This window comes from Caulobacter sp. GW821-FHT09B11, assembly GCF_059418205.1.
In genome coordinates, this window is sequence record NZ_JBWKPK010000041.1 from 1 (window position 1) to 23,848 (window position 23,848).

A 23,848-nucleotide genomic window follows, 5' to 3' on the forward strand; every position below is an offset into this window, starting at 1 on the left:
CGACCCGGCCAACGCCTCGTTCCTTCAGCCAGGCGGCCAACGCCTCCCAGCCGGCCGCGTCGTTGGCCGCCTGGAACTGCTCGCCGCAACCATGCACCGCTGCGTCCAGCCGGCGCTTGCCCACGTCGATCCCGCCGATTTTCGTGCTACGCTCACTGCGTTCCATCGACCCATCCTTGTGGCTTCGGACCTCATCGTCCCTGCAACCATCCGGGTCATGAAACTTCGGCGGCGGCCCTGCTCACCCACGGCCCTAACGCCCAGGGGTTGTCGGCCCCTCCGCCGAAACCCGCCTGACGTTGCACCGTCGGGCGGGTGTCCCGGAAGACCCCCTCACGCTAACAGCCTTCCAACAGACAAGGGGTTAGGGACCGAAGACGGCGTGCCGGCACGACGGTCGACGCCGTAACCCCTCACCCTCCCATCGCTTCGCGACGGGCCCCTCCCTCTCCCTCTGGGAGAGGGGAGCTACCCCTCGAACGCCGCGATGATCGGGCAGGGGCCTTCGTCGCCGGCGCTGCAGGTGTGCAGCAGCTTCGACAGCCCGGTGCGCGCGGCTTGCAGTTCCTCGATCCGGTGGTCGAGGTCGGCGATGCGCTCGCGGGCCAGCTCCCGCGCACGGGCGCGGTCCTGGCCGGCGTCCAGGGCCAGCAGCTCGCCGATCTGCTCCAGGGTGAAGCCGGCCGATTGCGCCGAACGGATGAACCGCAGCCGCCGCACGGCTTCGTCGCCATAGCGTCGCACGCCTTCACCGCGCTCGGGCGTCTCCAAGAGGCTCCGGCGCTGGTAGTAGCGGACGGTCTCCACCCCCACCCCGCCGGCCCGAGCCAGTCCCGCAATGGTATCCGCCGCCATCCCTTGACTCCGTACCATGGTACGGAACTCATATGAGGCGGGTCCCGTACGCGTACAAGGAGACCCGCCGTGAGTTCAGCCGCCCCGAAGACCGCCGTCCTCTACCGCATGGTGATGGACAAGCACGTCTGTCCCTACGGCCTGAAGGCCCGCCACCTGCTGCGCGCCCGGGGCTACGTGGTCGAGGATCATCACCTGAAGACCCGCGAGGAGACCGACGCCTTCAAGGCCCGGCACGGCGTCAAGACCACCCCGCAGGTGTTCATCGGCGGCGAGCGGATCGGCGGCTTCGACGACCTGCGCCGGTTCTTCGGCGGCAGGCCCCGCGATCCCAAGGCCAAGACCTACCAGCCGGTGATCGCTCTCTTCGCCATGACCGCCCTGCTGGCCCTGGCGGCGGCCTATGTGGTGGACGGCGCGCCGCTCACCCCGCGCGCGGTCGAGTGGTTCATCAGCTTTTCCATGGTGGTGCTGGCGATCCAGAAGCTGCGCGACGTCGAGAGCTTCTCCAGCATGTTCCTGGGCTACGACCTGCTGGCCAAGCGCTGGGTGCCGTATGCTTACGTCTATCCGTTCGCGGAGGGTCTGGCGGGCGTGCTGATGACGGCCGGGGTGCTGACCTGGTTCTTCGCGCCCCTGGCGCTGGTGATCGGCGGGATCGGCGCGGTGTCGGTGTTCAAGGCTGTCTATCTCGACAGGCGCGACCTGAAATGCGCCTGCGTCGGCGGCGACAGCAACGTGCCGCTGGGCGGGGTGTCGCTGCTGGAGAACGTGATGATGGTGGCGATGGCGGTGTGGATGCTGGTTCGCCATTAGAGCCTTCTCCCCTTGCGGGAGAAGGTGTCGCCGAAAGGCGACGGATGAGGGGTCTCTCAAACGAAAACCGCCGCGACAGCCGATCAGCCGTCGCGGCGGACAGGTCTTTCGACCCCTCACCCGACCTCCCTCCGGGAGGCCACCCTCTCCCGCAAGGGGAGAGGGATCAGGTCGTCAGTGAACCCCCAGCGCTTCCGGCGTCACCGCCACCAGGTCTTCCGCCCCCAGGGTCACGGCCGCCAGCTGGCCCGGGACCTGGGCAAGCACGCTTTCGGCATAGACCCGCAGCAGCTGGCCGCGCAGGGCCTCGGCTTGCGGGGCCAGGGCGCCCTTGGCCAGCATCCAGCCGCCGACCGTGTCGCCCAGCAGCTTGAGGTAGGCCGTGGCGCCGCTGAGCGCGTCGGGCATGGCGCGGGCGCGGCGGTCGACCAGCCAGGCGGTGGCCGAGGCGGCGGCGTCCAGCGCGGCTTCCAGGCGGCCGGCGACCGGGGTCAGCGAGGCGCCGGCGGCCTTCAGGGCCTCGATGGTGTCGCGGATGTCGTCCATCAGGTCGGCCACGGCCTGGCCGTCGGCCAGACCCAGCTTGCGGCCGATCAGGTCGATAGCCTGGATGCCGTTGGTGCCCTCGTAGATCGGGGTGATGCGGGCGTCGCGATAGTGCTGGGCCGCGCCCGTTTCCTCGATGAAGCCCATGCCGCCGTGGATCTGCACGCCCAGCGAGGCGACCTCGACGCCGACATCGGTCGACCAGGCCTTGGCGATCGGGGTCAGCAGTTCCTCGCGCAGCTTGGCGGTGGCGCGCACGGCCTCGTCGGTCGCGGCGTGGGCCAGGTCGGCGGCGACGGCGGTCGACAGGCAGATGCCGCGGGCGGCCTCGATCTTGGCCTTCATCAGCAGCAGCGTGCGGCGCACGTCCGGGTGGTCGAACAGGCGCGAGGGATAGGCGCCGGTCCAGGCCGAGCGGCCCTGCACGCGCTCCAGGCTGAAGTTCAGGGCCTGCTGGTAGGCGCGCTCGGCGATGGCGGTCCCTTGCGCGCCGACCTGCAGGCGGGCGGCGTTCATCATCGTGAACATGTGGGCCACGCCCTGGTGCAGCTTGCCGACCAGCTCGGCCTTTGCGCCCTCGAACAGCATGACACAGGTGGGCGAGCCGTGGATGCCCAGCTTGTGTTCCAGGCCGCCGACGCGGACGTCGTTGGCCGCGCCCGGCTTGCCGTCCTCGTCGATCAGCACCTTGGAGGCCAGGAACAGCGACACGCCCTTCACGCCGGGAGGGGCGTCGGGGGTGCGGGCCAGAACGAGGTGGACGATGTTGTCGGTGGCGTCGTGGTCGCCCCAGGTGATGAAGATCTTCTGGCCCGACAGGGTGTAGCCGCCCTGGCCGTCCGGCGTAGCCATGGTGGTGATGGCGGCCAGGTCCGAGCCGGCCTGCGGCTCGGTCAGGTTCATGGTGCCGGTCCATTCACCCGACACCAGCTTGGGCAGGAACACGTTCTTGTGGCGCTCGGTCCCGTGCAGGGCCAGGGCCTCGATGGCGCCCAGGCTCAGCATCGGGCACAGGCCGAAGGCCATGTTGGCCGCCTGCACCATCTCCAGCGTGGCGATCTCCAGCGCCTTGGGCAGGCCTTGGCCGCCGTGCTCGGGCGCGGCCGCCAGGCTGGTCCAGCCGGCCTCGGCGAAGGCCTTGTAGGCGTCGGCGAAGCCGGGGGCGCTGCGCACCACGCCGTTCTCGAGCTTGGCGCCCACCAGGTCGCCCTGGCGGTTGATCGGGGCCAGCACCTCGGCGGCGAACACGCCGGCGGCTTCCAGCACGGCGTCCACGGTGTCGGAATCGGCCTCGGGATAGGCCTCGGCGAGCTGGTCGAAGCCGGCCACGTGGCGCAGGGCGAAGGCGAGGTCGCGGACGGGGGCGCGGAAGGTCATGCAGGGGCCGATCTGTTCAAGCGTCGGGTTGGGGTATGTGATCCCTGTTTAGATCGCGCGACCCGCCGCGCCAAGGACCGCCAGGCGATCACGGCTTCGTGAGGAGACGCCCCTTCAACTGGACGGTGAAGTTCCTAAGTCGGGTAATCGCAACCGTCACTATGACAGTTTGGAGAACTGAACCCATGGCTCGCCCCTTCGCCTACGCCATTCTGGCCGGCGCCCTTCTCGCCGCTCCCCTCGCGGCCCCGGTCGCCGCCCTGGCGCAACCGGCGACGGATCCCGCCGCCGCCCCGGCCGGGACCTGGGCTCTGGACAAGCGCCACGCCAGCCTGACCCTGCGCGTGCGCCACTTCGGCACCTCGAACTACACCTTCCGCCTGACCGGCCTCGACGGCTCCTACAGCTTCGACCCGGCCAAGCCGCTGGACTCCAAGGTGTCGATCACCGTCGATCCGAAGTCGGTCGACACCGGCCTGCCCAACTTCAACAAGGAAATCTCGGACGATCCGAAGTTCTTCGACTCGGCCAAGTATCCGACGATCACCTTCGTCTCGACCAAGATCGAGCAGACCTCGGCCGGCAAGGGCAAGCTGACCGGCGACCTGACCTTCCGCGGCGTGACCAAGCCGGTGACCCTGGACGTCACCTACAACGGCTTCGCCAAGACCCCGTTCGGCTCGCAGATCATGGGCTTCTCGGCCACCGGCAAGATCAAGCGCTCGGAGTTCGGCTTCACCCACCTGGTGCCGATGGTGGGCGACGACGTCGACCTGGCGATCGAAGCCGAATTCAATCCGAAGAAGTAAGATCCTGACTTAAAGGACGGGCCTATGACCGCCGAGACGCTTTCGAAACCCGCCTCGGCGGCGGGTCCTTCCCGTTACTCTACGGTGGCGATCATCCTGCACTGGCTGATCGCCGCCGCCCTGATCTTCCAGGTGATCCTGGGGTGGCGGGCCGATGACGGCCCCAAGGGCGCGACCACCTTCGCCCTCTTCCAGCTGCACAAGTCGATCGGCATCACCATCCTGGTGCTCAGCGTCGCGCGCCTGATCTGGAAGCTGACCCACAAGTCGCCGCCGGCCCCGGCCGGCCAGCCGACCTGGGAGAAGATCGCCGCCCACGCCGTGCACGTCGGCTTCTACGTGATCATGATCGGCCTGCCGCTGACCGGCTGGATCATCGTTTCGACCAGCCGCATCAACATCCCGACCATCCTGTTCGGCGCCATCCCCTGGCCGCACTTGCCGGGCCTGCCCGAACTGGCCGCCGGGGCCAAGGACGCCTGGAACAACATCGGCCACCTGGGCCACGGCCTGCTGGTCAAGTTCACCTACCTGCTGCTGGCCCTGCACCTGGGCGCTGTGGCCAAGCACCAGATCCTCGACCGCGACGAGGTGTTCGGCCACATGGCCGCCGGCGCCAAGCCGGGCCTGAAGGAGCCGCGCCTGTGGCTGGCCGCCGCCGGCTTCGCCGCCGTGGTCGCCGCCGCCTATCTCTACACCCCGGCCAAGGCCAAGGCCCCCGCGCCGGCCCCGGCCGCCAGCGCTGCCGACGAGCTGTCCCTGCCGGACGAGACGCCCGCGCCCGCCGCCGCCGCGCCGGCCGCTGCTGCTCCGGGAGCCGCGCCCGCCGCTCCGGCTGAAGCGACGTCCGCCGCTCCGCCCGCCGACAGCGACCTGAAGGACCCCGTCGCCTGGACGGTGCAGAAGGGCTCGCACCTCGACTTCAACCTCGCCTGGGCCGACACCCCGATCCAGGGCCGGTTCAGCCGCTGGACCGCCGACATCCTGTTCTCGCCGGAAGCGCTGGACCGCTCCAGGCTGACCGTCAGCATCGACCTGGCCTCGGCCGGCACGGGCGACGGCCAGCGCGACGAGAGCCTGCAGGGACCCGACTTCTTCAACACCTCGGCCAATCCCAAGGCGACCTTCACCGCGACCAAGTTCCGCAAGACCGCCGAGGGCCGCTTCGTGGCCGACGGCGTGCTGGACCTGCGCGGCACGAAAAAGCCGCTCAGCCTGCCGTTCAGCCTGAAGATCGTCGGCGACACGGCCACGGCGCGCGGTGTAACCACCGTCGACCGGACCGTGTTCGGGGTTGGACAGGGCGAATGGGCGTCGACGGATCAGATACCGGGCAAGATCAAGGTGAGCTTCGCCCTGACCGCCAAGAAGAAGTCGTAGCCAAAGCCGCCGAGGCCCTCGTCGCCGGGGGCCTGGTGCTGCTGCCCACCGAAACCGTCTATGGCCTGGGAGCGGACGCTTCCAACCCCACGGCCGTGGCGGCGATCTTCGAGGCCAAGGGCCGCCCGCGCTTCAACCCGCTGATCGCCCACGTCGCCGACGTCGCGACCGCCGCCCGCATCGCCGCCTTCGACGATCGGGCGAGCGCGCTCGCCGAAGCGTTCTGGCCCGGCCCCCTGACCATCGTCGCCCCGATCGCCGACGTCTCGGCCGTCTGCGACCTGGCCCGCGCCGGACTGGAGACCGTCGCCATCCGCGTGCCCGGCCACCCGCTGGCCCGGGCCGTGCTGGCGGCGTTCGGCGGACCGGTCGTGGCCCCCTCGGCCAACCGCTCGGGCCGGCCCAGCCCCACCACCTACGCCGACGCCTACGCCGAGACTGGCGACAAATGCGCCGCCGCCCTCGACGGCGGCCCCTGCCAGGTGGGCCTGGAATCCACCGTCGTCGCCGTGCTCGACGGCCCCGTCCGCCTGCTGCGCCCCGGCGCCGTCACCCGCGCCCAACTGGAGGCCATAGTCGGCCCCCTCGCCGAAGCCGACGACGACGCCAAGCGCTCCCCGGGCCGCCTCGCCCTCCACTACGCCCCCGACGCCCCCGTCCGCATCGACGCCGACGCGCCGAGGGAAGGCGAAGCATTCCTGGCCTTTGGCGCGTGGCCGGAAGGGGAGGGGGTCCTGAACCTCAGCCCGTCAGGCGACCTCGCGGAGGCGGCAGCGAAGCTCTTCGCCTACCTGCGGGCGGCCGACCGCCTGAAGCCGACGGCCATCGCCGTGGCGAAGATCCCCGACGAAGGCCTGGGCGAGGCGATCAATGACCGCCTACGCCGGGCGGCGGGGTTTGTGGGGTAGGAGTAACCGTCGCGATGGTTGGCCGGTTTTAAGGGAAGGCTTGTCTCTCCATTGATGCGTGAGGCGTGCTGCTGCTGATTATTTTTGCGCGAGTTTGACGCTGGGCGTATCCTGTCTAGTGGATCGACCCTTGTTGAGGCTCCAGTGGGCGCACAAAAGCAAACTAAGGCTGCCATCGTTTATGACTTTGACGGCACTCTTTCACCCGGCTCAATGCAAGAGCACACCTTCATTCCTGAGCTAGGTTATTCCTCGGCCGATTTCTGGAGTGAGGTGAAGGAGGAGTGTCGCCGTCGCGATGGAGACGAAGTCCTGACCTATATGGAACTGATGCTGCGAAAATCGAAGCGATCAGTTACCGAAGATGGCCTTAGAGAGCACGGAGCCGAATTGCCTTTGTTTGATGGGGTGTCGGAATGGTTTGACCGGATGAATGAGTTTGCATCCGGTGTTGGACTTCTATTGGAGCACTACGTCATTTCCTCCGGAATTCGAGAAATGATAGAAGGTGTAAATATATACGATAAATTTACGAGAGTTTTTGCATCTAGTTTCGCGTACGATGCGAGTGGGGTAGCCGTTTGGCCATCTGTGGCTATAAATTATACTACAAAGACACAATTTTTGTTTAGAATTAATAAGGGAATTCAAAACACTTGGGACAATGAGGCCATAAATCGGTGGGTGCCGATGGCGGAAAGGCCTGTGCCCTTTGAGCGGATGATTTTCATTGGAGATGGAGACACAGACATTCCTTCCATGAAGATGCTCCGGCTTCAGGGAGGAGTTGCCGTTGCGGTGTTCGATCCCAAAAAATGGGAAGAGGCTAGCCATCAGAATAAGATGGGTAAGCTCATTGCTGAGGATCGCGCGAACTACGTTGCCCCCGCGGATTATCGTTCGGGGCAGCAATTGGACGTGACAGTGCGTGGCGTTCTCGGCCGTATGGCCCGTGAAGCTGGGTATAGGCCCGGCTAGTCGATCGTCCCCCACCCCTCCGTATACGCCGCAGAAAAACTCTCCCCCTGCCCACCCATTCTCTATTTCACCGATAGGAATAGGTCACTATCACGCTCCCCAATCCGCCGAATGGCGTTATCTCAGAACGAGGGGGCTCTCGTGGCTATCGGAATTTCGGGCGGCCTTTCGGCCAAGGGCGTCGGCCGCGCCGCGCTGCTGAGCGTGCTTCTTTCCTCCACCGCCGGCGCCGTGCTGGCCGCCGACCTGGCGCCGGCCGCTGATGTCGCCGCCGCCGCGACGCCCGCCGCCGCCGATCCGGCTGATCCGACCGCCACCGACGCCTCGGCCGTCGGCCAGGTGTTCGTCACCGCCCGCCGCCGCGAGGAGAGCGCCCAGGAGGTGCCGATCGCGCTGACCGTGACCTCGGCCGAGACCCTGACCCAGACCGGCGTCAACAGCATCGTCGCCCTGACCCAGCTGGTCCCGACACTGCAGGTGCTGTCGCCCAACCCGCGCAACACCGCCCTGACCATCCGCGGTCTCGGCGCGTCGTACGGCCTGGCCAATGACGGCCTGGAGCAGGGCGTCGGCATCTATGTGGACCAGGTCTACAATTCGCGCCCGGGCGCCGCGACGCTCGACTTCATCGACATCCAGCAGATCGAAGTGCTGCGCGGCCCGCAGGGCACGCTGTTCGGCAAGAACACCACGGCCGGCGCGCTGAACATCACCACCCGCGACGCCACCCAGAAGTTCGAGGCCGACGCCGAGGCCAGCTATGGCAGCCTCAACTTCCGCCAGTTCAAGGCCACGGTGGCCGGGCCGCTGATCGACGGCGTCCTGGCCGCCCGCCTGTCGTTCGTCGGCACCTGGCGCGACGGCGACCTCTACAATCCCAAGAGCAACACCTGGCAGAACGCCCGCTCGAGCACCGGCTACCGCGGCCAGCTGAAGTTCACCCCGAACGAGCAGCTGACGGTCAAGCTCTACGGCGACTACGCCTTCCAGCAGCCCGAGTGCTGCACCCAGGTCTATGTCACGGTCGGCACGACCCTGAAGCCGACCGCCCAGCAGTACGCCGCCCTGGCCGCCGGCAAGAACTACACCGTCGCCAGCACCAACCCCTATGACCGGATCTCCGACATCGACGATCCGATCCAGGCCGACCAGTGGGTCAACGGCCTGTCGGCGGTGGCCGACTACGACTTCGGCCCGGTGACCCTGACCTCGGTCACCGCCCACCGCGAATGGGACTGGGAGCCGCGCAACGACCGCGACTACACCGCGCTGGACGTCACCCGCCGCTCCAACAACCCCTCGCACCAGAAGCAGTTCAGCCAGGAGTTCCGCCTGTCCAACAACGAAGGCGAAGCCTTCGACTGGACCGTGGGCCTCTACTATTTCGACCAGAACGTCACGACCCACGGCGTCACCGAGTACGGCTCCGACGCCTCGTACTGGCTGCTGCCGGCCACCAACACGCCCTCGTCGCTGCTCGACGGCTACACGGTGTTCAACGACAGCACGATCGACACCACCAGCTACGCCGCTTTCGGCCAGCTGACCTGGAAGGTCAACGACCGCCTGAGCGTCACGCCCGGCGTGCGCTTCACCCAGGAGAAGAAGGACGGCGCCTATGTCCAGACCACCACGGGCGGCTCGGTGACCACCGACACCACCCTGATCAACCGCCGTCTGGGCATCGCCCGGCCGCAGACCTTCTCGGCCAAGACCGACGACGGCGCCTGGTCGGGCCAGATCGCCGTGGTCTACCAGCTGAGCGACGACATCAACGCCTACGCCACGGTGTCGAGCGGCAACAAGTCGGGCGGCATCAACATGACGTCGCTGCCGCTGACCAGCAGCAACACGGTGTCGACCTCGGCCGCGGTGATCCGTCCGGAAAAGGTGTCGACCATCGACATCGGCCTGAAGACCCAGTGGTTCGAGCGCCTGCTGACGGCCAATCTGGCGCTCTTCGCCACGGACGTGAAGGACTACCAGGCCAACGTCGTCGACAGCGGTCCGGGCGCCCTGCGCGGCTACCTGGCCAATGTCGAGAAGGTCGAGGTGCGCGGCGTCGAGCTGGACGCCACCACCCGCTCGATCGGCGGCTTCAAGTTCTACGGCAACCTTGCCTGGACCGAGGGCAAGTACGCCGACTTCAAGAACGGGCCGTGCCCGCTGGAGAAGATCGGCACCTCGACCGCCCAGTGCGACCTGTCGGGCCGCCCGCTGCCGGGCCTGTCGAAGTGGGCCGGTTCGGCCGGCGGCGAATACCGCCAGGAGGCGACCCTGGGCCGCCTGGCCGGCGAGGTCTATGCCGGCGTCGACGCCAGCTTCCGCTCCAACTACTACGCCGACAGCTCGGACTCGCGGTACACGGTCATCAAGGCCTACGAGATCGTCAACCTGCGGGCAGGCTTCAAGTCGGAAGCGGGCTGGGAAGCCTTCGTCTCGGTGCGCAATGCCTTCGACGCCGAGTACCTGCAGAACATCACCGTGGTCTCGGGTAACTCCGGCCTGGTGGTCGGCACCCCCGGCGACGCCCGCGCCTTCGCCTTCACGCTGAAGGCCAGCTACTAGGCGCTAAAATCCCTCTCTCTGAGAGAGAGGGAGGGGCCCGCCGCGAAGCGGTGGGAGGGTGAGAGGTTTCACCGCCGGCCGGTGAACCTCGATCCCCGTCCTCTGTTCTTTAAGTCGTCATCCCGGCCGCAGCGCAGCGGAGAGCCGGGACCCAGGGGCAACCGCACTGCGCCGGCCCCTGGGTCCCGGATAAGCCCTGCGGGCTTTCCGGGATGACGATGATTTTGGGCGACGAGGCGAAGCTCTGCCTCGTTCGGAGAGACTGTAACCTCTCACCCTCCCACGCCTTTGGCGTGGGCCCCTCCCTCTCTCGAAGAGAGAGGGGTCAAGGGGGCTACTGCTTCAGCCGGTACCCGGTCTTGAAGATCCAGCCCACCACCGCCAGGCACAGCACCAGCACGCCCAGGGTCGCGGCCAGGCTGATGCCCACCCCGACGTCCGACGTGCCGAAGAAGCTCCAGCGGAAGCCGCTGATCAGGTAGACGACCGGGTTGAACAGCGAGGCCGCCCGGAAGGCCGGCGGCAGCATGTCGATCGAATAGAAGCTGCCGCCCAGGAAGGTCAGGGGCGTGATCACCAGCAGGGGCACGATCTGCAGCTTCTCGAAGCTGTCGGCCCAGATGCCGATGATGAAGCCGAACAGGCTGAAGGTCACCGCCGTCAGCACCAGGAAGGCGGCCATGAACAGCGGGTGCTCGATCTCGAACGGCACGAACAGGCGCGCCGTGGCCAGGATGATCACCCCCAGCATCAAGGACTTCGACGCCGCCGCGCCGACATAGCCCAGCACGATCTCGAACGGCGACACGGGGGCCGACAGCACCTCGTAGATCGTGCCCGACCACTTGGGCATGTAGATGCCGAACGAGGCGTTCGACAGGCTTTCGGTCAGGATCGACAGCATGATCAGGCCCGGCACGATGAAGGCGCCGTAGGGCACCCCGTCGACCGAGGTCATGCGCGAGCCGATGGCCGCGCCGAACACCACGAAATAGAGCGAGGTCGACAGCACCGGGGCGGCGATGCTCTGGGCCAGGGTGCGGAAGGTCCGCGCCATCTCGAAGCGGTAGATGGCGGCGATGGCGTGGATGTTCATGGCCGGTCCTTCACCAGGCTGACGAAGATCTCTTCGAGAGAGCTCTGGCGGGTGTTGAGGTCGGTGAAGTCGACGCCCTCGGCGTGCAGCCGGCGCAGCAGCGGGGCGATGCCGGTGGCCTCGGCCTGGGCGTCGAAGCTGTAGACGAGCTCGCGGCCCTCGTCGGCCAGCGCCAGGTCGTACTCGTCCAGGCCGGGCGGCACGGCTTCCAGCGGCGCCTGCAGGTGCAGGGTCAGCTGCTTCTTGCCCAGCTGGCGCATCAGCACCTTCTTGTCCTCGACCAGGATGATCTCGCCCTTGCGGATCACCCCCACCCGGTCGGCCATTTCCTCGGCCTCCTCGATGTAGTGGGTGGTCAGGATGATGGTGACGCCGGTCTCGCGCAGCTTGCGGACCATCTCCCACATGTCGCGGCGCAGCTCGACGTCGACGCCGGCGCTGGGCTCGTCGAGGAACAGGATCGAGGGCTCGTGCGACAGGGCCTTGGCGATCATCACCCGCCGCTTCATGCCCCCCGACAGGGTCATGATCTTGGCGTCCTTCTTGTCCCACAGCGACAGGTCGCGAAGGATCTTCTCGATCAGGGCCGGGTTGGCCGGCTTGCCGAACAGGCCGCGGCTGAAGGTGACGGTGGCCCAGACGGTCTCGAAGGCGTCGGTGGTCAGCTCCTGCGGCACCAGGCCGATCTTGGTGCGGGCCGGGCGGTACTCGCGGGCGATGTCGTGGCCGTCGGCGACGACCGTGCCGGTCGAGGGGCGGACAATGCCGCAGATGATGCTGATCAGCGTGGTCTTGCCGGCGCCGTTGGGACCCAGCAGGGCGAAGATCTCGCCACGCTTGATCGTCAGGTCGACGGTCTTCAGGGCCTGGTGGCCCGAGGCGTAGGTCTTGGTCAGACCCGACACCGTGATGATGGGTTCCACCCGTTCGTTCCCTTCGATGCGTGCGGTCCCGCGCCAGATGGGGGCGGGGAGGGGCAAAAGCCAGAGCCTTATATTTCTCCCGTCATTCCCGCCCTTGTGGCGGGAACCCCTGGTTCGGCTCGCTAGTGAGGCGCAGGCGGATCGCCGGCGATCCGCCCCACCCGCCCTTGCGGCTGACAGAGGGTTTCCCGCCACAAGGGCGGGAATGACGGGAGAGGATAGAGGCCGGGGGCTCTAGCGTCGTTATGCGCCGGAACCTGTCAGCAGCCTGTCACCGCACCGTCAGCACCGCCCCGTGCACGCCCACCACCGAGACCCGGGTCCCGGTCGTCGGCGCGCTGTCGGTCTCGCCCTCGCCTTCGGTCTGGGCCGCCCACTCCTTGCCGTCGACGAAGACCCGGCCGCGGCCGTTCTCGAAGGCGGCGACCACCTCGGCCGGGCGGCCGAGCAGGCGCAGGGTCGGGTCGTTGAGGTCGGGGTCGGGCCCGGTCAGGGCCGGCCGCAGGAAACGGCGGGCCAGGTAGGTGGTGGCGATGGTCAGCACGGCGAAGAGGGCGATCTCCACCGGCAGGCTGGTCGGCAGCAGCAGGGCGACGACGCCGACGACGGCCGCCGAGGCGGCCGGCCACAGCAGCCAGCCGGTGCCGGTGCCCACCTCGATCGCCAGAAACGCGGCCGCGACCGACAGCCACAGCCAGAAGGGATGGGCGACGTAGAAATCGATCAGGCCGGTCATGGGGTCAGTCTCCCTTGCGCGGCGCGGCCGGAACCGCGCTCGAACGCGACGTCGCGGGCGGCGGTGTCGGGCGCGGCGGGGCGTCGGGGCCGCCCAGCGAGCGGATCAGCTCGCCGACCCCGGCCACCGTGCCGGTGATGCCGGCGAAGTCGGCCGGCACGATCACGGTCTTGGCGTTGGGCGAGCGGGCCAGGTCGCCGAACGCCTCGACGTATTTCTGGGCGATGAAATAGTTGATGGCGTTGACGTCGCCGCGGGCGATGGCCTCGGAGACGAAGGCGGTGGCCTTGGCTTCGGCCTCGGCTTCCCGCTCGCGGGCCTCGGCGTCGCGATAGGCCGCCTCGCGTCGGCCCTCGGCCTGCAGGATGGCCGACTGCTTGGCGCCCTCGGCGCGGGCGATCTGGGCCTGCTTCTCGCCCTCGGCCTCGGTGATCACGGCGCGGCGCTCGCGCTCGGCCTTCATCTGGCGGGCCATGGCGTTGGTGATGTCGGCCGGCGGCGTCAGGTCCTTGATCTCGATGCGGGCCATCTTGACGCCCCAGGGGCTGGTGGCTTCGTCGATGGTGGCCAGCAGGCGCGAGTTGATGTGGTCGCGCTGGCTCAGCACCTCGTCCAGCTCCATCGAGCCGACCACGGTGCGCAGGTTGGTCTGGGCCAGCTGGGTGATGGCGTAGATCAGGTTGTCGACGCGATAGGCCGCGGCGGCGGCGTCCATCACCTGGATGAAGACGATGGCGTCGACGGTCACCGACACGTTGTCCTTGGTGATGACCTCCTGCTTGGGAACGTCGAGCACCTGCTCCATCATGTTGACCCGGCGGCCCACCGTCTCGACGAACGGGGTCAGGATGCTGATGCCGGGCTTCAGGGTGCGGGTGTAGCGGCCGAACCGCTCGACGGTGAATTCGCGGCCTTGCGGCACGATCTTGATGACGTTGACGACCAGCAGGATCGCCAGCACCAGAAGCACCAGGGGGACCAGAAAAGCGGTCACGAAAGCCTCCCGAGACGCGGCCCGGCGGCGCAAGCCGCCAGTCGCCGTGCGTCCATGAGGAGAATTTAGCGCGCCGCTCGCCCTTCCGCCACGGAATCCGGCGAAGCTTGCTCGTTGATCCGCACCGTCTGCGACAGCTTGTTGGCCAGGGCCCGACCGCGCTGGGCGGCCTGGCGCTCGGCCCGGCGGCTTTCGGGGCTGCAGTCGGGATGGGCGGCCTGGGCGGCGGCGTAGCCGCCGTTGAAGCGGTCGCGCAGCTGGCCGTCGAAGGCCTGGTCGGCCTGCTCCACCTCGGTCAGCCGCACCATGCGGGCCCGCCAGAACTGGTCGCCGACGCCCTCGCAGGCCTGGCGCAGGGCGTGGCTCTGGCCGATGGCGTAGGCCAGGTCCAGCAGCCGCTGGCGCTCGGCCGGGGCGCGGTCCTGGGCGCCGGCCGAAGTGGGCGCCAGGGCGGGCGCGGCCGCCAGCAGGGCGGTCAGGAACGGAGCAGCGAGGCGGGCGCGAAGCATGCACGCACTATCGCCGCAAGCGCCCCGCCTGTCATCGCCGCGCCCGCGAGGGGCGAACGCAACCTTGAGGATATCCACAGTCGCGCTTGCCCATTTCGGGTCGAAACTTCGACTCTTCAGGGCCTTGCTATCAACAAGGATCGGGATCAGGCTGTGGATAAGTCAGGGGTGGCGAGAAACGACCAACTCCGACAGCGCAGAAGGGAGGACGTGTCATGGCTGAAGTGCACTACGGCGTCGTCCAGGTGGGCGACCGGTGGACCATCATCGGCGACCAGCTCAGGTTCGGGGCCTATCGCAGCCGCCACGAGGCCGAAAAGGCCGCCAATCGCCTGGCCGAACAGGCCACGGGCGTCGGCATACCGGTGCGCATGCACCTCCAGGACGAGACCGGCCAGCTGCATCGACCTACCCTGATGAGCTGATGGGGATGAGCCGGCGCGCGTGGCGTGTCGGCGTCCCGACAGGGCGACGCAACGAAACCCTCGGTCCGCGCGCTTTAACCGACGAGCAAGCGCCGCCGTTGGATGCCGCCATGGCCGACTCCGCCGAAATGAACGACCGAGACACCCGCGCCGAGCGCGTCCATCACGCCTATGCCGGCAACCGCCTGCTGCTGGCCATGCCCGAGGACGCGCGCGCGGCCCTGAAATCGGCCATGACCCTGACGGCTCTCGCGCGCGGGACGGTGCTGTTCGACGTCGGCGAAGACGTGCGCACCACCTATCTGCCGTGCCGGCCGACCATGGTCTCGCTGCTGGTGCTGACCCCCGAGGGCCGCGAGGTCGAGGCGGCCACGGTCGGCTGGGAGGGCGCGCTGGGCGGCGTGGTCAGCGGCGGCCTCAAGCCCGCCTACGGCCGGGCGGTGGTGCAGGCGCCGGGACCGGCCTTCACCGTCCAGACCGCCCGCCTCGACGAGATGCGCCAGCGCTTCCCGGTCCTGGGCGACCTCTTCACCCGCTACGCCGACGCCATGATCGCCCAGATGATGCAGTCGGTGGCCTGCAACGCCCTGCACACCATCGAGCAGCGCTGCTGCCGCTGGCTGCTGGCCGCCCACGACCGGGCCGGCGAGGACATCGTGCGCCTGACCCAGGAGGCCCTGGCCGACATGATGGGCGTGCAGCGCACCACCGTCACCGCCGCGGCCAAGGTGCTGCAGGCCGACGGCATCATCCAGACCCGCCGCGGCCGTGTGGAGATCCGCGACCGCCGCAAGCTGGAGCGCCGGGCCTGCGAGTGCCACGCCCAGGTCGAGGCCCACTTCCACAAGTTGCTGCCGGAACTGGACCTCGCCGCCGGCTGAGGCGCCTCAGCTCGGATAGCCGAAGTTCGACGCGATGATCGCCTCGATGGCGTTGATCGGGCCAAGGTTGGTCGCGGTGCTGGTCTCTTCGTAGTCGAACAGCGACCAGCCCAGCGTGGTGGGGCGGTGCTGGGCGATGTACTCGATCACCGGAACCTGGATGTAGACGCCGCTCAGCGCCCAGGTGCCGCTGGCGAAGTTGATCAGCAGGCCTCCGGCCGGCTTGTTGGGCAGGGCGTTGATGAACAGGTTGTACTTGGCAATGTAGGCCAAGGGCGGCGAGTCCGCCAGTTTCTCGTACTTGTCCTGAACGTAGATCTCGAAGGCTCGCCGGGGATCGGCGGGCATCAGCTGGCCGGGGGTGTTGTCGTCGATGCCGAGCGGAACGCCATAGCCGTGGGTGGCGACCTGCGCGGCGACCGAAGGCGCCAGCGGCGGCTGGCGGTTGGGATCGAGCAGGGCCGGCACGATGCGGTCGAGCAGGTATATCTTCCCCCGCATCGTCGCCAGCGGCAGCATCGCCGTGGGCCAGGAAGGCGCGATCAGCTCGTTCGCCAGAACCGCGTCCAGGGCGGTCAGGACGGCCGGCATGTCGGCGTCCGGCACGGCGTTCTGGTCGTCGATCTTCAGCGACATGGCGATGAATTCGCTGGGATAGGCGGCGAGGAAGTCGCGGCACTCGACGAGCAGGGAGGGGAACGGCTGGAAGGCGTGCGCCTCGCGGCCCAGGCCGATGTTTCCGTGGCAGGTCCTGAAGGTGTAGGTCGGCGGGCCGGAGGGATTGACCGTGGTGTCGATCATCAGCCGCACGTCCAGCAGCCGAACGCCGGCCTCCAGTTGCTGGGTGATGGTCCGGTAGTGGCAGGAATAGGAGGTAACCTTCTTTGTGTCGATCGCGGCGCTGTCGTGCGTGCCCGGCAGGTTGATATCGCCGATCAGGGTCGTTCCCGGCACGTTGGAGAGCCAGGCGCGGGGGTGGCCGAGGTTGATCTGGAGGATGTCGGTGGCGGTGTCGTCGTCCGACCAGTACACCCGGTCGTCGCCCGACGGCAGGCGCAGCCGCCGGCCCGGGGCCGAGGCCAGCGAGACCGAGCTGTCGGCGTTGTAGATCACCGGCGCGCAGTAGTTACCGTCCCACAGGCCCCAGTCGGCGCGCTTGTCGCCGCTTTCGCCCAGATAGCGCGCAGGCGAGCTGTTCTTGGTGAGGTAGAGGTCCGAGCCGTAGTGGTACCAGTTGAAGGGGGTGGCGTCCTTCTCGTCCAGAACCACGGTCACGTTGTTGCCGTGGGTCGAGAGATAGCCGGCGAAGGCGCCGCTGAGGCGGTCGTAACACTTCACGATGCAATAGGTCATCCAGGTCCCCTGACTGTGGCGCGGACCCTACGGGAGCTGGGGCGCGGCCGAGCGGGGCGACCTTAGCCGCGGCCTGGAGGCGACTGTGTGAAAATCGTCACCTCAGATTGTGTTTGCATCGATTGACGCCTCAGGCGAGCATCGTCGCGCTCCGCCGGATCGCCGCTTCGGCCTCGGCGACCAGGCTGGCCACGATCTCGCCGGCCGGGCGCACGTCGGTGATCCCGCCGGCGCTCTGGCCCATGGCCAGGCACGAGCGCTCGGGGTCCAGGCCCTCGGTCTGGCCGGCGATGCCGCCCAGCACCCCCGCCTGCACGCTGGCCATGGCCTGAAGCGGGAAGGGCTGGATGTCGCCGGTCCGGGTTTCCCAGTCGTCGACATAGGGGTTGGCGCGCACCCGCATCGGCTTGCCGGAGTAGCAGCGGGTGCGGACGGTGTCCTCGTCGCGGGCGGCCAGGATGGCGTCCTGGTAGATCGCGCCGGCGTGGGCCTCGGCGCTGGCGATGAAGCGGGTGCCCATCCAGACGCCCTGCGCCCCCAGGGCCAGGGCCGCCGCCAGGCCGCGGCCGTCGTGCAGGCCGCCGGCGGCGATCACCGGGATGTCGACCGCCTGCACCGCCTGGGCCACCAGCGGCAGGGTGCCGACCAGGCCGGTATGGCCGCCGCCTTCGCCGCCCTGGCAGATCACCGCGTCGCAGCCGGCTTCCTGGGCCTTCACCGCATGGCGCACCGTGCCGCAGACCACCATCACCTTCAGCCCCGCCTCGTGCAGCCGGGCCAGGATCGGCGAGGGCACGCCCAGGCCGGCGATGAAGGCGCTGGCGCCCTCCTCGATGATGACCTCGACGCTGGCGGTCAGGGCGTCGGGCGTGGCGGCCAGCAGATCGACGCCGAACGGCCTGTCGGTCAAGGCCTTCACCTGCCGCATCTGCTCGCGGATGAAATTGGGCGAGGTCCCGGCCATGCCCAGCACGCCGTAGCCGCCGGCGCTGGAGACCGCCGCCGCCAGCGGCGCGTAGGAAACCCCGCCCATGCCGGCCAGCAGGATCGGGTGCTCGATGTTCAGCAGGTCGCAGATCGGCGTGCGCAGGGCCATGGCGGCGTCTCCCCTGGTCGGCCCTCTGAACGGAACGGGGGCTTGGCGGCTACAGTGCGCCCGCCTTGGGTGTCGGCAAGCGTTCCGCGAGGTCAGGCCCGGACTCGCGCTGGGCGCGCGCCTGGCGTATGGCTGAGCTTCCGAACGAAGGGGCTTGCGATGGCGAAGCGGTTGGCGGTGGTCTTGGCGCTGGCGGGGGGGCTGCTGGGGCCCGGCGCGGCCCATGCCCAGGACGCGGCCCTGGTCGGCAAGTGGGGAGACCATGGGCGGGACTTGGCCCTGCGGGCGACGCGCGACTGCCTGGCCAAGGCTTCGAGCAGCGCCCTGAACAAGGAAGCCTGCCTGTGGGCGCCGATCCAGCCGTGCCTCGACGAGATCGGCGGCTCGACGCGCGACACAGCCTTCTGCATGGGTCTTGGCGCCGAGACCTGGACGTTGCTGGACGCCGAGGCCTGGACGCGGCTCTCCGGGCTGCTGGCGAACAAGCCCGAGGCCCTGGCTAGCTGGAAGGCCGAGCGCACCGCATGGCTGACCTGGGTCGAAGCATCGATCGACGCCGTCTACGCACAGAATTCCGGAACCGGCGCCCTGATCGACGCCAACCGCAGGGGCGCCGAAGTGCGCGGTCGCCACGCCCTGGACCTGATGTCCGAGATCGAGGGTCTGACCCAGTAAAGCGGCCCCCGGGGGCGCTATTCGTCGAGGATGCGCTCGGGATCCAGTTCCGGCGTCCAGAAGCAGGCGGCCATCGCCGCCAGCATGACGGCGACCATCGCCAGGAAACCACGCGGCGGGGCCAAACCCGCGATGTAGGGGCCCACGATGTCTTGCGGGGTCATCTCTCTCGTTTCCTCGTGAGACGGCGCCGCGCTCTGACGTCGAGGCCGCCGTTCACGGAAGAAAGCGTCTCACCGAAGCGAAGGTTCGACAAGTCCCCATTTTTCAAGGGGTTATTGTGGACTCGCGGGTCTAATAAACCGGCTCGACCTCCGGTGTTTCCAGGTCTTCGACGGCGGCGCCCGGCCGGGCGGCGCGGGCGGCCAGCAGCTTGGCTTGCACCTCTTGGGCATAGGCCGCCAGGTCGCCCCGGGTCTTGATGGCGGCGACCCGCGCCTTGACCGCCTCGGCCGCGGCCGCATCGTCCCCGGACAGGTGGGCGTCGCGCTTGGCCAGCAGCAGCAGCGTGCCGATGGCGTTGCCCTCTTCGGGCAGGGGCTGGGCGGCGAGCGCGGCCTCGTCGATCGGGACGGCCGCCAGCGCGTCCGAGCTGGACGGCTCGGCCACCTGGGGGAGGGTCTTGGGGCAGTCGGTGCGGGGCGGATAGACCGTCAGAAGGCTGGTGACGCTGTTGGCGGCGGCGTCCCGCGCGGTCATGGTTCCGGTGGCGAAGATGGCGTGCAACGTCGCCGACACCGAGGCGTGGTCGTAGGGCGTGTGGTCCACCGTCGCGGCCGCGATCTGCGGCGAGACGATCACGGCGGGCACCCGCACGCCGTACAGGTCGAACGGGAAACCGGTCTTGTTGATCGAGCTCGTGCCCGCCCCGGAGCCGTCGTTCGGCGGCGGGGCGGCCTGCGGCGCCACGCTGTCGTAGAAGCCGCCGTGTTCGTCATAGGTGACGATCAGCAGGCTGCTGCCCCAGAGTGGCGAGTTGCGGATGGCCTCGTAGGTCGCCTTGATCAGCGCCTCGCCGTTCTGCACCGAGTCCATCGGGTGCTGCGAGGAGCCGTCCTTGTAGGTTTCCAGGGCGGTGTCGCCGTAGTTGGGCTCGATGAAGGTGTAGGCGTAGGGATAGGGGCCCTGGACGTCCTGGGCGAAGGACTTGAAGTCGTGGATGTCGTCGTTGCCGACGCCCTTCAGAGACAGCACCTGGGGCACCGCGCCGCTCTTGGCGCCCTGTTCGTCCTGGTAGACCCGCCAGCCCATGTTCTTCTGGTTCAGCTTGTCATAGATCGACGCGCCGCTGGGATAGGTGAAGCCGTCGATATAGTTCCACTCGAAGATGTTGTGGATCCCGGGGGAGGCCGTCCAGCCGGCCGACGACGCGCCGTGCACGAAGAAGCGGTTGGGCCAGGTGGGGCCGGGCAGCGACGAACGCCAAGCGTCGCAGATGGCGAAATTGGTCGCCAGGGCGTGGATCACCGGCAGCTGCGCGGACGTGTCGAAGCAGGCCATGATCTCGCCGAGCTCGGCCGACGACGGCTTCTGGTGGGGATCCCACCACGGCGCCTCGCTGGTGGTGGTCGCGTAGCTGTCGACGAAACCGCCGTTGGTGATCGGCTGCTGGTAGGAGGTCCAGCTCTGCGGCGGCGGATTGCTGGAGGGCGGGCCGCACAGCTGCGTCAGCACGTCGAGGAACTCGTGGCCCGGATCGGTGGGCATGGCCCACGGCGCGGTCGAATAGACCGGATAGCTGGTTTTCCCGAAGGTGTTGGTGTCGCTGGTGGTCGCCGCCTGGATGCCCTTGATGCCGGAGAAGGCGAAGATGTTGTCGAACGAATGGTTCTCCAGCATCAGCACGAAGACGTTGTCGATGTTGAACCGCTGGGACGGCGCCACCTGCCGCATCTGGGACGTCACGCCCTTGGGCGGTATGGGCATGGTGAGGGTCGAGGCGTCGACCGAGAAGGTGATCGCCTTTCCGGCGGCGTCCGAGGTCAGCGGGCAGGCGGTCCAGTTGTCGTCGCCGCCGCTCTGGTAGACGCCGCCCACGCCGTTCAGCATGGTGAGCTTCACCGACCAGGCGTCCACGTCGCCGTCGTTCGGATCGAACGAGATCTCCAGCGGGCTGTTGGTCTTGGCCCCGCCCAGCACGAGTTCCCAGACCTTGCTCTGCATCTGCTTGCCGCGCTTGTGCCAGAGCGTGATCGAGGCGGCTTCGGTGATCGTGGTCTCGACGTAGATCTGGACGGTGTCGGTCGACATGGCTGCGCCTCCCGTCGTCCGGCTCGGCCGGACGAGCGATGTGTGAAATCAGGGTCGAACACGCGTCGGAACGTGCGGCCGGGCGGACCTTGCCGCGCGATCGCTTCGCTCCGTCCCACGGGTCGCCGCCATCGGCCTGCGCGGAGGGTCACTGGATGGTCAGGGTCGCGCCCCCGCGACCTCTTATCAACTTAAGATGGCGTATTTATATGCGCAATGTTGAATTGCTTCGGCGCGGTCGCCTGACCGCTCAGCGCCCGAACAGTTCGTACGTCTGCTCGATCACCTGCCGCGTCAGGTCCCACTCGACGGCGGCCATGGCTTCCTCGCGGGTGAAGAAGCGGGCGTCGGCGGCGTCGTCGCCGGCCTTGGGCTCGCCGCCGGTCCATTCGGCGGCGTAGTCGAACATCACGAAGTGGCGGGTGGTCTCGCCGGTCTCGCGCGAGGTGAAGACGCCGTCGACGACGTCGATGAGGCCCAGCAGGCGGGCCTCCACGCCCGTCTCCTCGCGCAGTTCGCGCAGGGCCGCGGCCTCCGCCGTCTCGCCGAACTCGATGCGCCCGCCCGGCAGGCTCCATTGGCCAAGACGCGGCGGCGTGCCGCGCTTGATCAGCAGCACCTCATGCCCCCGCAGGCAGATGACGCCGGCGGTGGGGGAGGGGATCGGAGCGGGGGTGTTCATGCGAAACCAGACTTCAGATCTACCGTCGAGCGCTCCCCGACCAGGGGCAGGCACTCGCCGAGCCAAGCTTCCGCCGCCTTGCGCCCACGGGCCTTGAGGTCGGTCAGGAAGCTCCACTCGGTATTGAACTTGGACGCCAGCGACAGGTCGGCCAGCGGCTCGTCGGCCTTGATGGCGTGCAGCAGCATCCGCCGATAGCGCCCCCGGGCGTTGTCTTTCAAGAGGCCTTCGTCGAGCAGCTTCTGCACGAAGCCGATGGCCCGCAGTTCCGAGGACAACGCGGCGTTGAAGGTGATCTCGTTCAGCCGGTCCATGATCTCGCCCGGGGTCTTGGGCGTCTCGTCGCGGACGAAAGGGTTGAGGCTGACCAGCAGGATGTCGTCGGGGGTCTTGTCGTAGAACAGCGGCCACAGCGGCGGGTTAGCCAGGAAACCGCCGTCCCAGTAGGGCTCGCCGTCGATCTCCACCGCCTGGAACACCTGCGGCAGGCAGGCGCTGGCCAGCACGTGGCGGGCGGTCAGCTCGGTCTCGCGGAACACCTTGGCCTTGCTGGTGCGCACGGCGGTGGCGGCGATGTAGAGCTTGACCGGCGAGCGGGTGCGCAGGGCTTCGAAATCGATCGCCGCGTCGAGGATGTCGTTCAGCGGATTGAGGTTGAACGGGTTGAACTCGTAGGGGCTCATCGACAGGGCCAGGGTCTCGGCCAGCCGCCAGCCCGGGGTGTTCTTGATCCAGTCGGCCGCGCCGCCGAAGGCGCCCCCGAAGGCGCTGGTCCAGATGCTGGTGTCGCCGAAGACGTTGCGGCCGCCATTGCGGTTGACCTGCTTCCAGAAGTCGTCGAGCGAGGCCTTGGCTCCCTCGCGTCCGCCGGCGATCAGGCCCGAGGCGTAGGCCACCGCGTTCATCGCCCCGGCCGAGGCGGCGGTGATCGCCTGGATCTCCAGGCTCTCCTCTTCCAGCAGCCGCTCGATCACGCCCCACTCGAACGCGCCGTGCGAGCCGCCGCCCTGCAGCGCCAGGCTGATCGGACGCGGCCCCTTGGGCTTCCTCTTCAGCGGCGCGATGGGCATGGGCCTGCCTTTGCCTCTAGAGGTCGGACGCTCGGCTCCCCGCGAGGAGCCGGCGGCTGAATAGAGCTACTGCGCCGTCCAGCCGCCGTCGATGGCGAAGGACGCGCCGTTGGCCGAGGCCCCCAGGTCGCTGACCAGGTACAGAAGCTGGCCCGACAGCTGCTCGAAGGTCACGAACTGCTTGGTCGGCTGGGCGGCCAGGATCACGTCCTTCATCACCGCCTCCTCGCTGATGCCGCGGGCCTTGGCCTGGTCGGTGATCTGGGCCTCGACCAGCGGGGTCTTCACGAAGCCGGGGCAGATGGCGTTGCAGGTGATGCCCTGCTGGGCCACTTCCAGGGCGATGGTCTTGGTCAGGCCCAGGATGCCGTGCTTGGCGGCCACGTAAGCCGACTTGTAGGGCGAGGCGACGAGGCCGTGCGCCGAGGCGATGTTGACGATCCGCCCCCGGCCCTGCTCGCGCATGATCGGGATCGCCGCCTTGCTGGCGTGGAAGGCCGACGACAGGTTGATGGCGATGATCAGGTCCCACTTGTCGTCGGGGAATTCCTCGACGGGGGCCACGTGCTGCACGCCGGCGTTGTTGACCAGGATGTCCAGCTCGCCGAACTCGGCCTTGGCGGCCTTGACCATGTCGGCGATCTCGACCGGCTTGGTCATGTCGGCGCCGTGGTACAGCACCTCGACGCCGTGCTTCTCGGCCAGCTCCGAGCGGGTGCGCTCGATGGCGGTCATCTCGCCCAGGCCGTTGAGCACGATGTTGACGCCTTGACCGGCCAGGGCGTCGGCCAGGGCATGGCCGATGCCGCTGGTCGAGCCGGTGACGATCGCGACCTGCCCCTGCAACCCGAAATCCACCGCCATGGCGCTCTCCTGCCGGCCGCTCGGGCCGCTTGAATTGTTGCAACGCAACATATAGCC

General features: G+C 68.3%; 23 protein-coding genes and 1 pseudogene. 10 read left to right on the plus strand and 14 right to left on the minus strand.

Annotation, left to right across the window (positions count from 1 at the left end; all coding sequences use genetic code 11):
* Positions 1–468: 468 nt before the first annotated feature.
* The gene (locus AC07N1_RS22690) at positions 469–855 is read right to left on the minus strand and encodes a MerR family transcriptional regulator (RefSeq protein WP_494673847.1); all 387 of its coding nucleotides are present in this window, start codon (positions 853–855) and stop codon (positions 469–471) included.
* Positions 856–924: 69 nt separating this feature from the next.
* On the opposite strand from AC07N1_RS22690, the gene AC07N1_RS22695 reads away from it, so the two are divergent.
* The gene (locus AC07N1_RS22695) at positions 925–1,671 is read left to right on the plus strand and encodes a MauE/DoxX family redox-associated membrane protein (RefSeq protein WP_494673848.1); all 747 of its coding nucleotides are present in this window, start codon (positions 925–927) and stop codon (positions 1,669–1,671) included.
* A gap of 174 nt (positions 1,672–1,845) precedes the next feature.
* On the opposite strand, the gene AC07N1_RS22700 is transcribed toward AC07N1_RS22695, so the two are convergent.
* A complete protein-coding gene (locus AC07N1_RS22700; RefSeq protein ID WP_494673849.1) occupies positions 1,846–3,594 on the minus strand; it encodes an acyl-CoA dehydrogenase in 1,749 nt (582 codons plus the stop codon).
* 185 nt (positions 3,595–3,779) lie between these two features.
* Between AC07N1_RS22700 and AC07N1_RS22705 the strand changes: the two genes are divergently transcribed.
* The 6 genes and pseudogenes from AC07N1_RS22705 to AC07N1_RS22730 all read left to right on the plus strand — a co-directional run.
* A complete protein-coding gene (locus tag AC07N1_RS22705; RefSeq protein WP_494673850.1) occupies positions 3,780–4,403 on the plus strand; it encodes a YceI family protein in 624 nt (207 codons plus the stop codon).
* A 24-nt stretch (positions 4,404–4,427) separates the two neighbouring features.
* A complete protein-coding gene (locus tag AC07N1_RS22710) occupies positions 4,428–5,783 on the plus strand; it encodes a YceI family protein (RefSeq protein ID WP_494673851.1) in 1,356 nt (451 codons plus the stop codon).
* Entirely contained in the window at positions 5,711–6,691 is a 981-nt protein-coding gene (locus AC07N1_RS22715) for an L-threonylcarbamoyladenylate synthase (RefSeq protein ID WP_494673852.1), read from the plus strand. Before AC07N1_RS22710 ends, AC07N1_RS22715 begins: the two co-directional genes overlap by 73 nt.
* Positions 6,692–6,835: 144 nt before the next feature.
* Complete coding sequence (locus tag AC07N1_RS22720) at positions 6,836–7,669, plus strand: HAD family hydrolase (protein ID WP_494673853.1); 834 nt, start codon at positions 6,836–6,838, stop codon at positions 7,667–7,669.
* 141 nt (positions 7,670–7,810) lie between these two features.
* Entirely contained in the window at positions 7,811–10,237 is a 2,427-nt protein-coding gene (locus AC07N1_RS22725; RefSeq protein ID WP_494673854.1) for a TonB-dependent receptor, read from the plus strand.
* A gap of 118 nt (positions 10,238–10,355) precedes the next feature.
* Positions 10,356–10,427, plus strand: a pseudogene (locus AC07N1_RS22730) (hypothetical protein); the annotation flags it as partial.
* Between the two features lie 144 nt (positions 10,428–10,571).
* On the opposite strand, the gene AC07N1_RS22735 reads toward AC07N1_RS22730, so the two are convergent.
* From AC07N1_RS22735 to AC07N1_RS22755, 5 genes are all read right to left on the minus strand, one after another.
* On the minus strand, positions 10,572–11,333 hold the full coding sequence (locus AC07N1_RS22735; protein ID WP_494673855.1) for an ABC transporter permease: 762 nt from the start codon (positions 11,331–11,333) through the stop codon (positions 10,572–10,574).
* Entirely contained in the window at positions 11,330–12,256 is a 927-nt protein-coding gene (locus tag AC07N1_RS22740) for an ABC transporter ATP-binding protein (protein ID WP_494673856.1), read from the minus strand. Before AC07N1_RS22740 ends, AC07N1_RS22735 begins: the two co-directional genes overlap by 4 nt.
* Positions 12,257–12,527: 271 nt before the next feature.
* Positions 12,528–12,992 carry an NfeD family protein gene (locus tag AC07N1_RS22745; protein WP_494673857.1) on the minus strand — a complete coding sequence of 155 codons (465 nt, stop codon included), beginning with the start codon at positions 12,990–12,992 and terminating at the stop codon, positions 12,528–12,530.
* A gap of 4 nt (positions 12,993–12,996) precedes the next feature.
* Complete coding sequence (locus AC07N1_RS22750; protein ID WP_494673876.1) at positions 12,997–13,974, minus strand: SPFH domain-containing protein; 978 nt, start codon at positions 13,972–13,974, stop codon at positions 12,997–12,999.
* A 77-nt stretch (positions 13,975–14,051) separates the two neighbouring features.
* Complete coding sequence (locus AC07N1_RS22755; RefSeq protein WP_494673858.1) at positions 14,052–14,495, minus strand: TIGR02301 family protein; 444 nt, start codon at positions 14,493–14,495, stop codon at positions 14,052–14,054.
* Between the two features lie 215 nt (positions 14,496–14,710).
* Here AC07N1_RS22755 and AC07N1_RS22760 point away from each other — a divergent pair, with 215 nt between their 5' ends.
* Both AC07N1_RS22760 and AC07N1_RS22765 read left to right on the plus strand, forming a co-directional pair.
* Positions 14,711–14,920: a hypothetical protein gene (locus tag AC07N1_RS22760; RefSeq protein ID WP_110118296.1), complete on the plus strand. Its 210-nt coding sequence runs from the start codon at positions 14,711–14,713 to the stop codon at positions 14,918–14,920.
* 110 nt (positions 14,921–15,030) lie between these two features.
* Entirely contained in the window at positions 15,031–15,801 is a 771-nt protein-coding gene (locus AC07N1_RS22765) for a Crp/Fnr family transcriptional regulator (RefSeq protein WP_494673859.1), read from the plus strand.
* Positions 15,802–15,807: 6 nt separating this feature from the next.
* Here the strand turns inward: AC07N1_RS22765 and AC07N1_RS22770 are convergent, their stop codons facing one another.
* Positions 15,808–17,154 carry a PI-PLC domain-containing protein gene (locus tag AC07N1_RS22770; RefSeq protein ID WP_494673860.1) on the minus strand — a complete coding sequence of 449 codons (1,347 nt, stop codon included), beginning with the start codon at positions 17,152–17,154 and terminating at the stop codon, positions 15,808–15,810.
* Between the two features lie 130 nt (positions 17,155–17,284).
* Positions 17,285–18,250: an NAD(P)H-dependent flavin oxidoreductase gene (locus AC07N1_RS22775; RefSeq protein WP_494673861.1), complete on the minus strand. Its 966-nt coding sequence runs from the start codon at positions 18,248–18,250 to the stop codon at positions 17,285–17,287.
* A 159-nt stretch (positions 18,251–18,409) separates the two neighbouring features.
* Here AC07N1_RS22775 and AC07N1_RS22780 point away from each other — a divergent pair, with 159 nt between their 5' ends.
* The gene (locus tag AC07N1_RS22780; protein ID WP_494673862.1) at positions 18,410–18,925 is read left to right on the plus strand and encodes a hypothetical protein; all 516 of its coding nucleotides are present in this window, start codon (positions 18,410–18,412) and stop codon (positions 18,923–18,925) included.
* Positions 18,926–18,942: 17 nt separating this feature from the next.
* Here the strand turns inward: AC07N1_RS22780 and AC07N1_RS22785 are convergent, their stop codons facing one another.
* The 5 genes from AC07N1_RS22785 to AC07N1_RS22805 form a co-directional block, all read right to left on the minus strand.
* Positions 18,943–19,089: a hypothetical protein gene (locus tag AC07N1_RS22785; RefSeq protein WP_199228323.1), complete on the minus strand. Its 147-nt coding sequence runs from the start codon at positions 19,087–19,089 to the stop codon at positions 18,943–18,945.
* A 130-nt stretch (positions 19,090–19,219) separates the two neighbouring features.
* Positions 19,220–21,175: an alkaline phosphatase family protein gene (locus AC07N1_RS22790; protein ID WP_494673863.1), complete on the minus strand. Its 1,956-nt coding sequence runs from the start codon at positions 21,173–21,175 to the stop codon at positions 19,220–19,222.
* Between the two features lie 250 nt (positions 21,176–21,425).
* Complete coding sequence (locus AC07N1_RS22795) at positions 21,426–21,857, minus strand: NUDIX hydrolase (RefSeq protein WP_494673864.1); 432 nt, start codon at positions 21,855–21,857, stop codon at positions 21,426–21,428.
* A complete protein-coding gene (locus AC07N1_RS22800) occupies positions 21,854–22,927 on the minus strand; it encodes a patatin-like phospholipase family protein (protein ID WP_494673865.1) in 1,074 nt (357 codons plus the stop codon). The genes AC07N1_RS22795 and AC07N1_RS22800 overlap by 4 nt, the downstream gene beginning before the upstream one ends.
* Positions 22,928–22,993: 66 nt before the next feature.
* Positions 22,994–23,791 carry a 3-hydroxybutyrate dehydrogenase gene (locus tag AC07N1_RS22805; RefSeq protein WP_487290371.1) on the minus strand — a complete coding sequence of 266 codons (798 nt, stop codon included), beginning with the start codon at positions 23,789–23,791 and terminating at the stop codon, positions 22,994–22,996.
* Between the last annotated feature and the right edge of the window lie 57 nt (positions 23,792–23,848).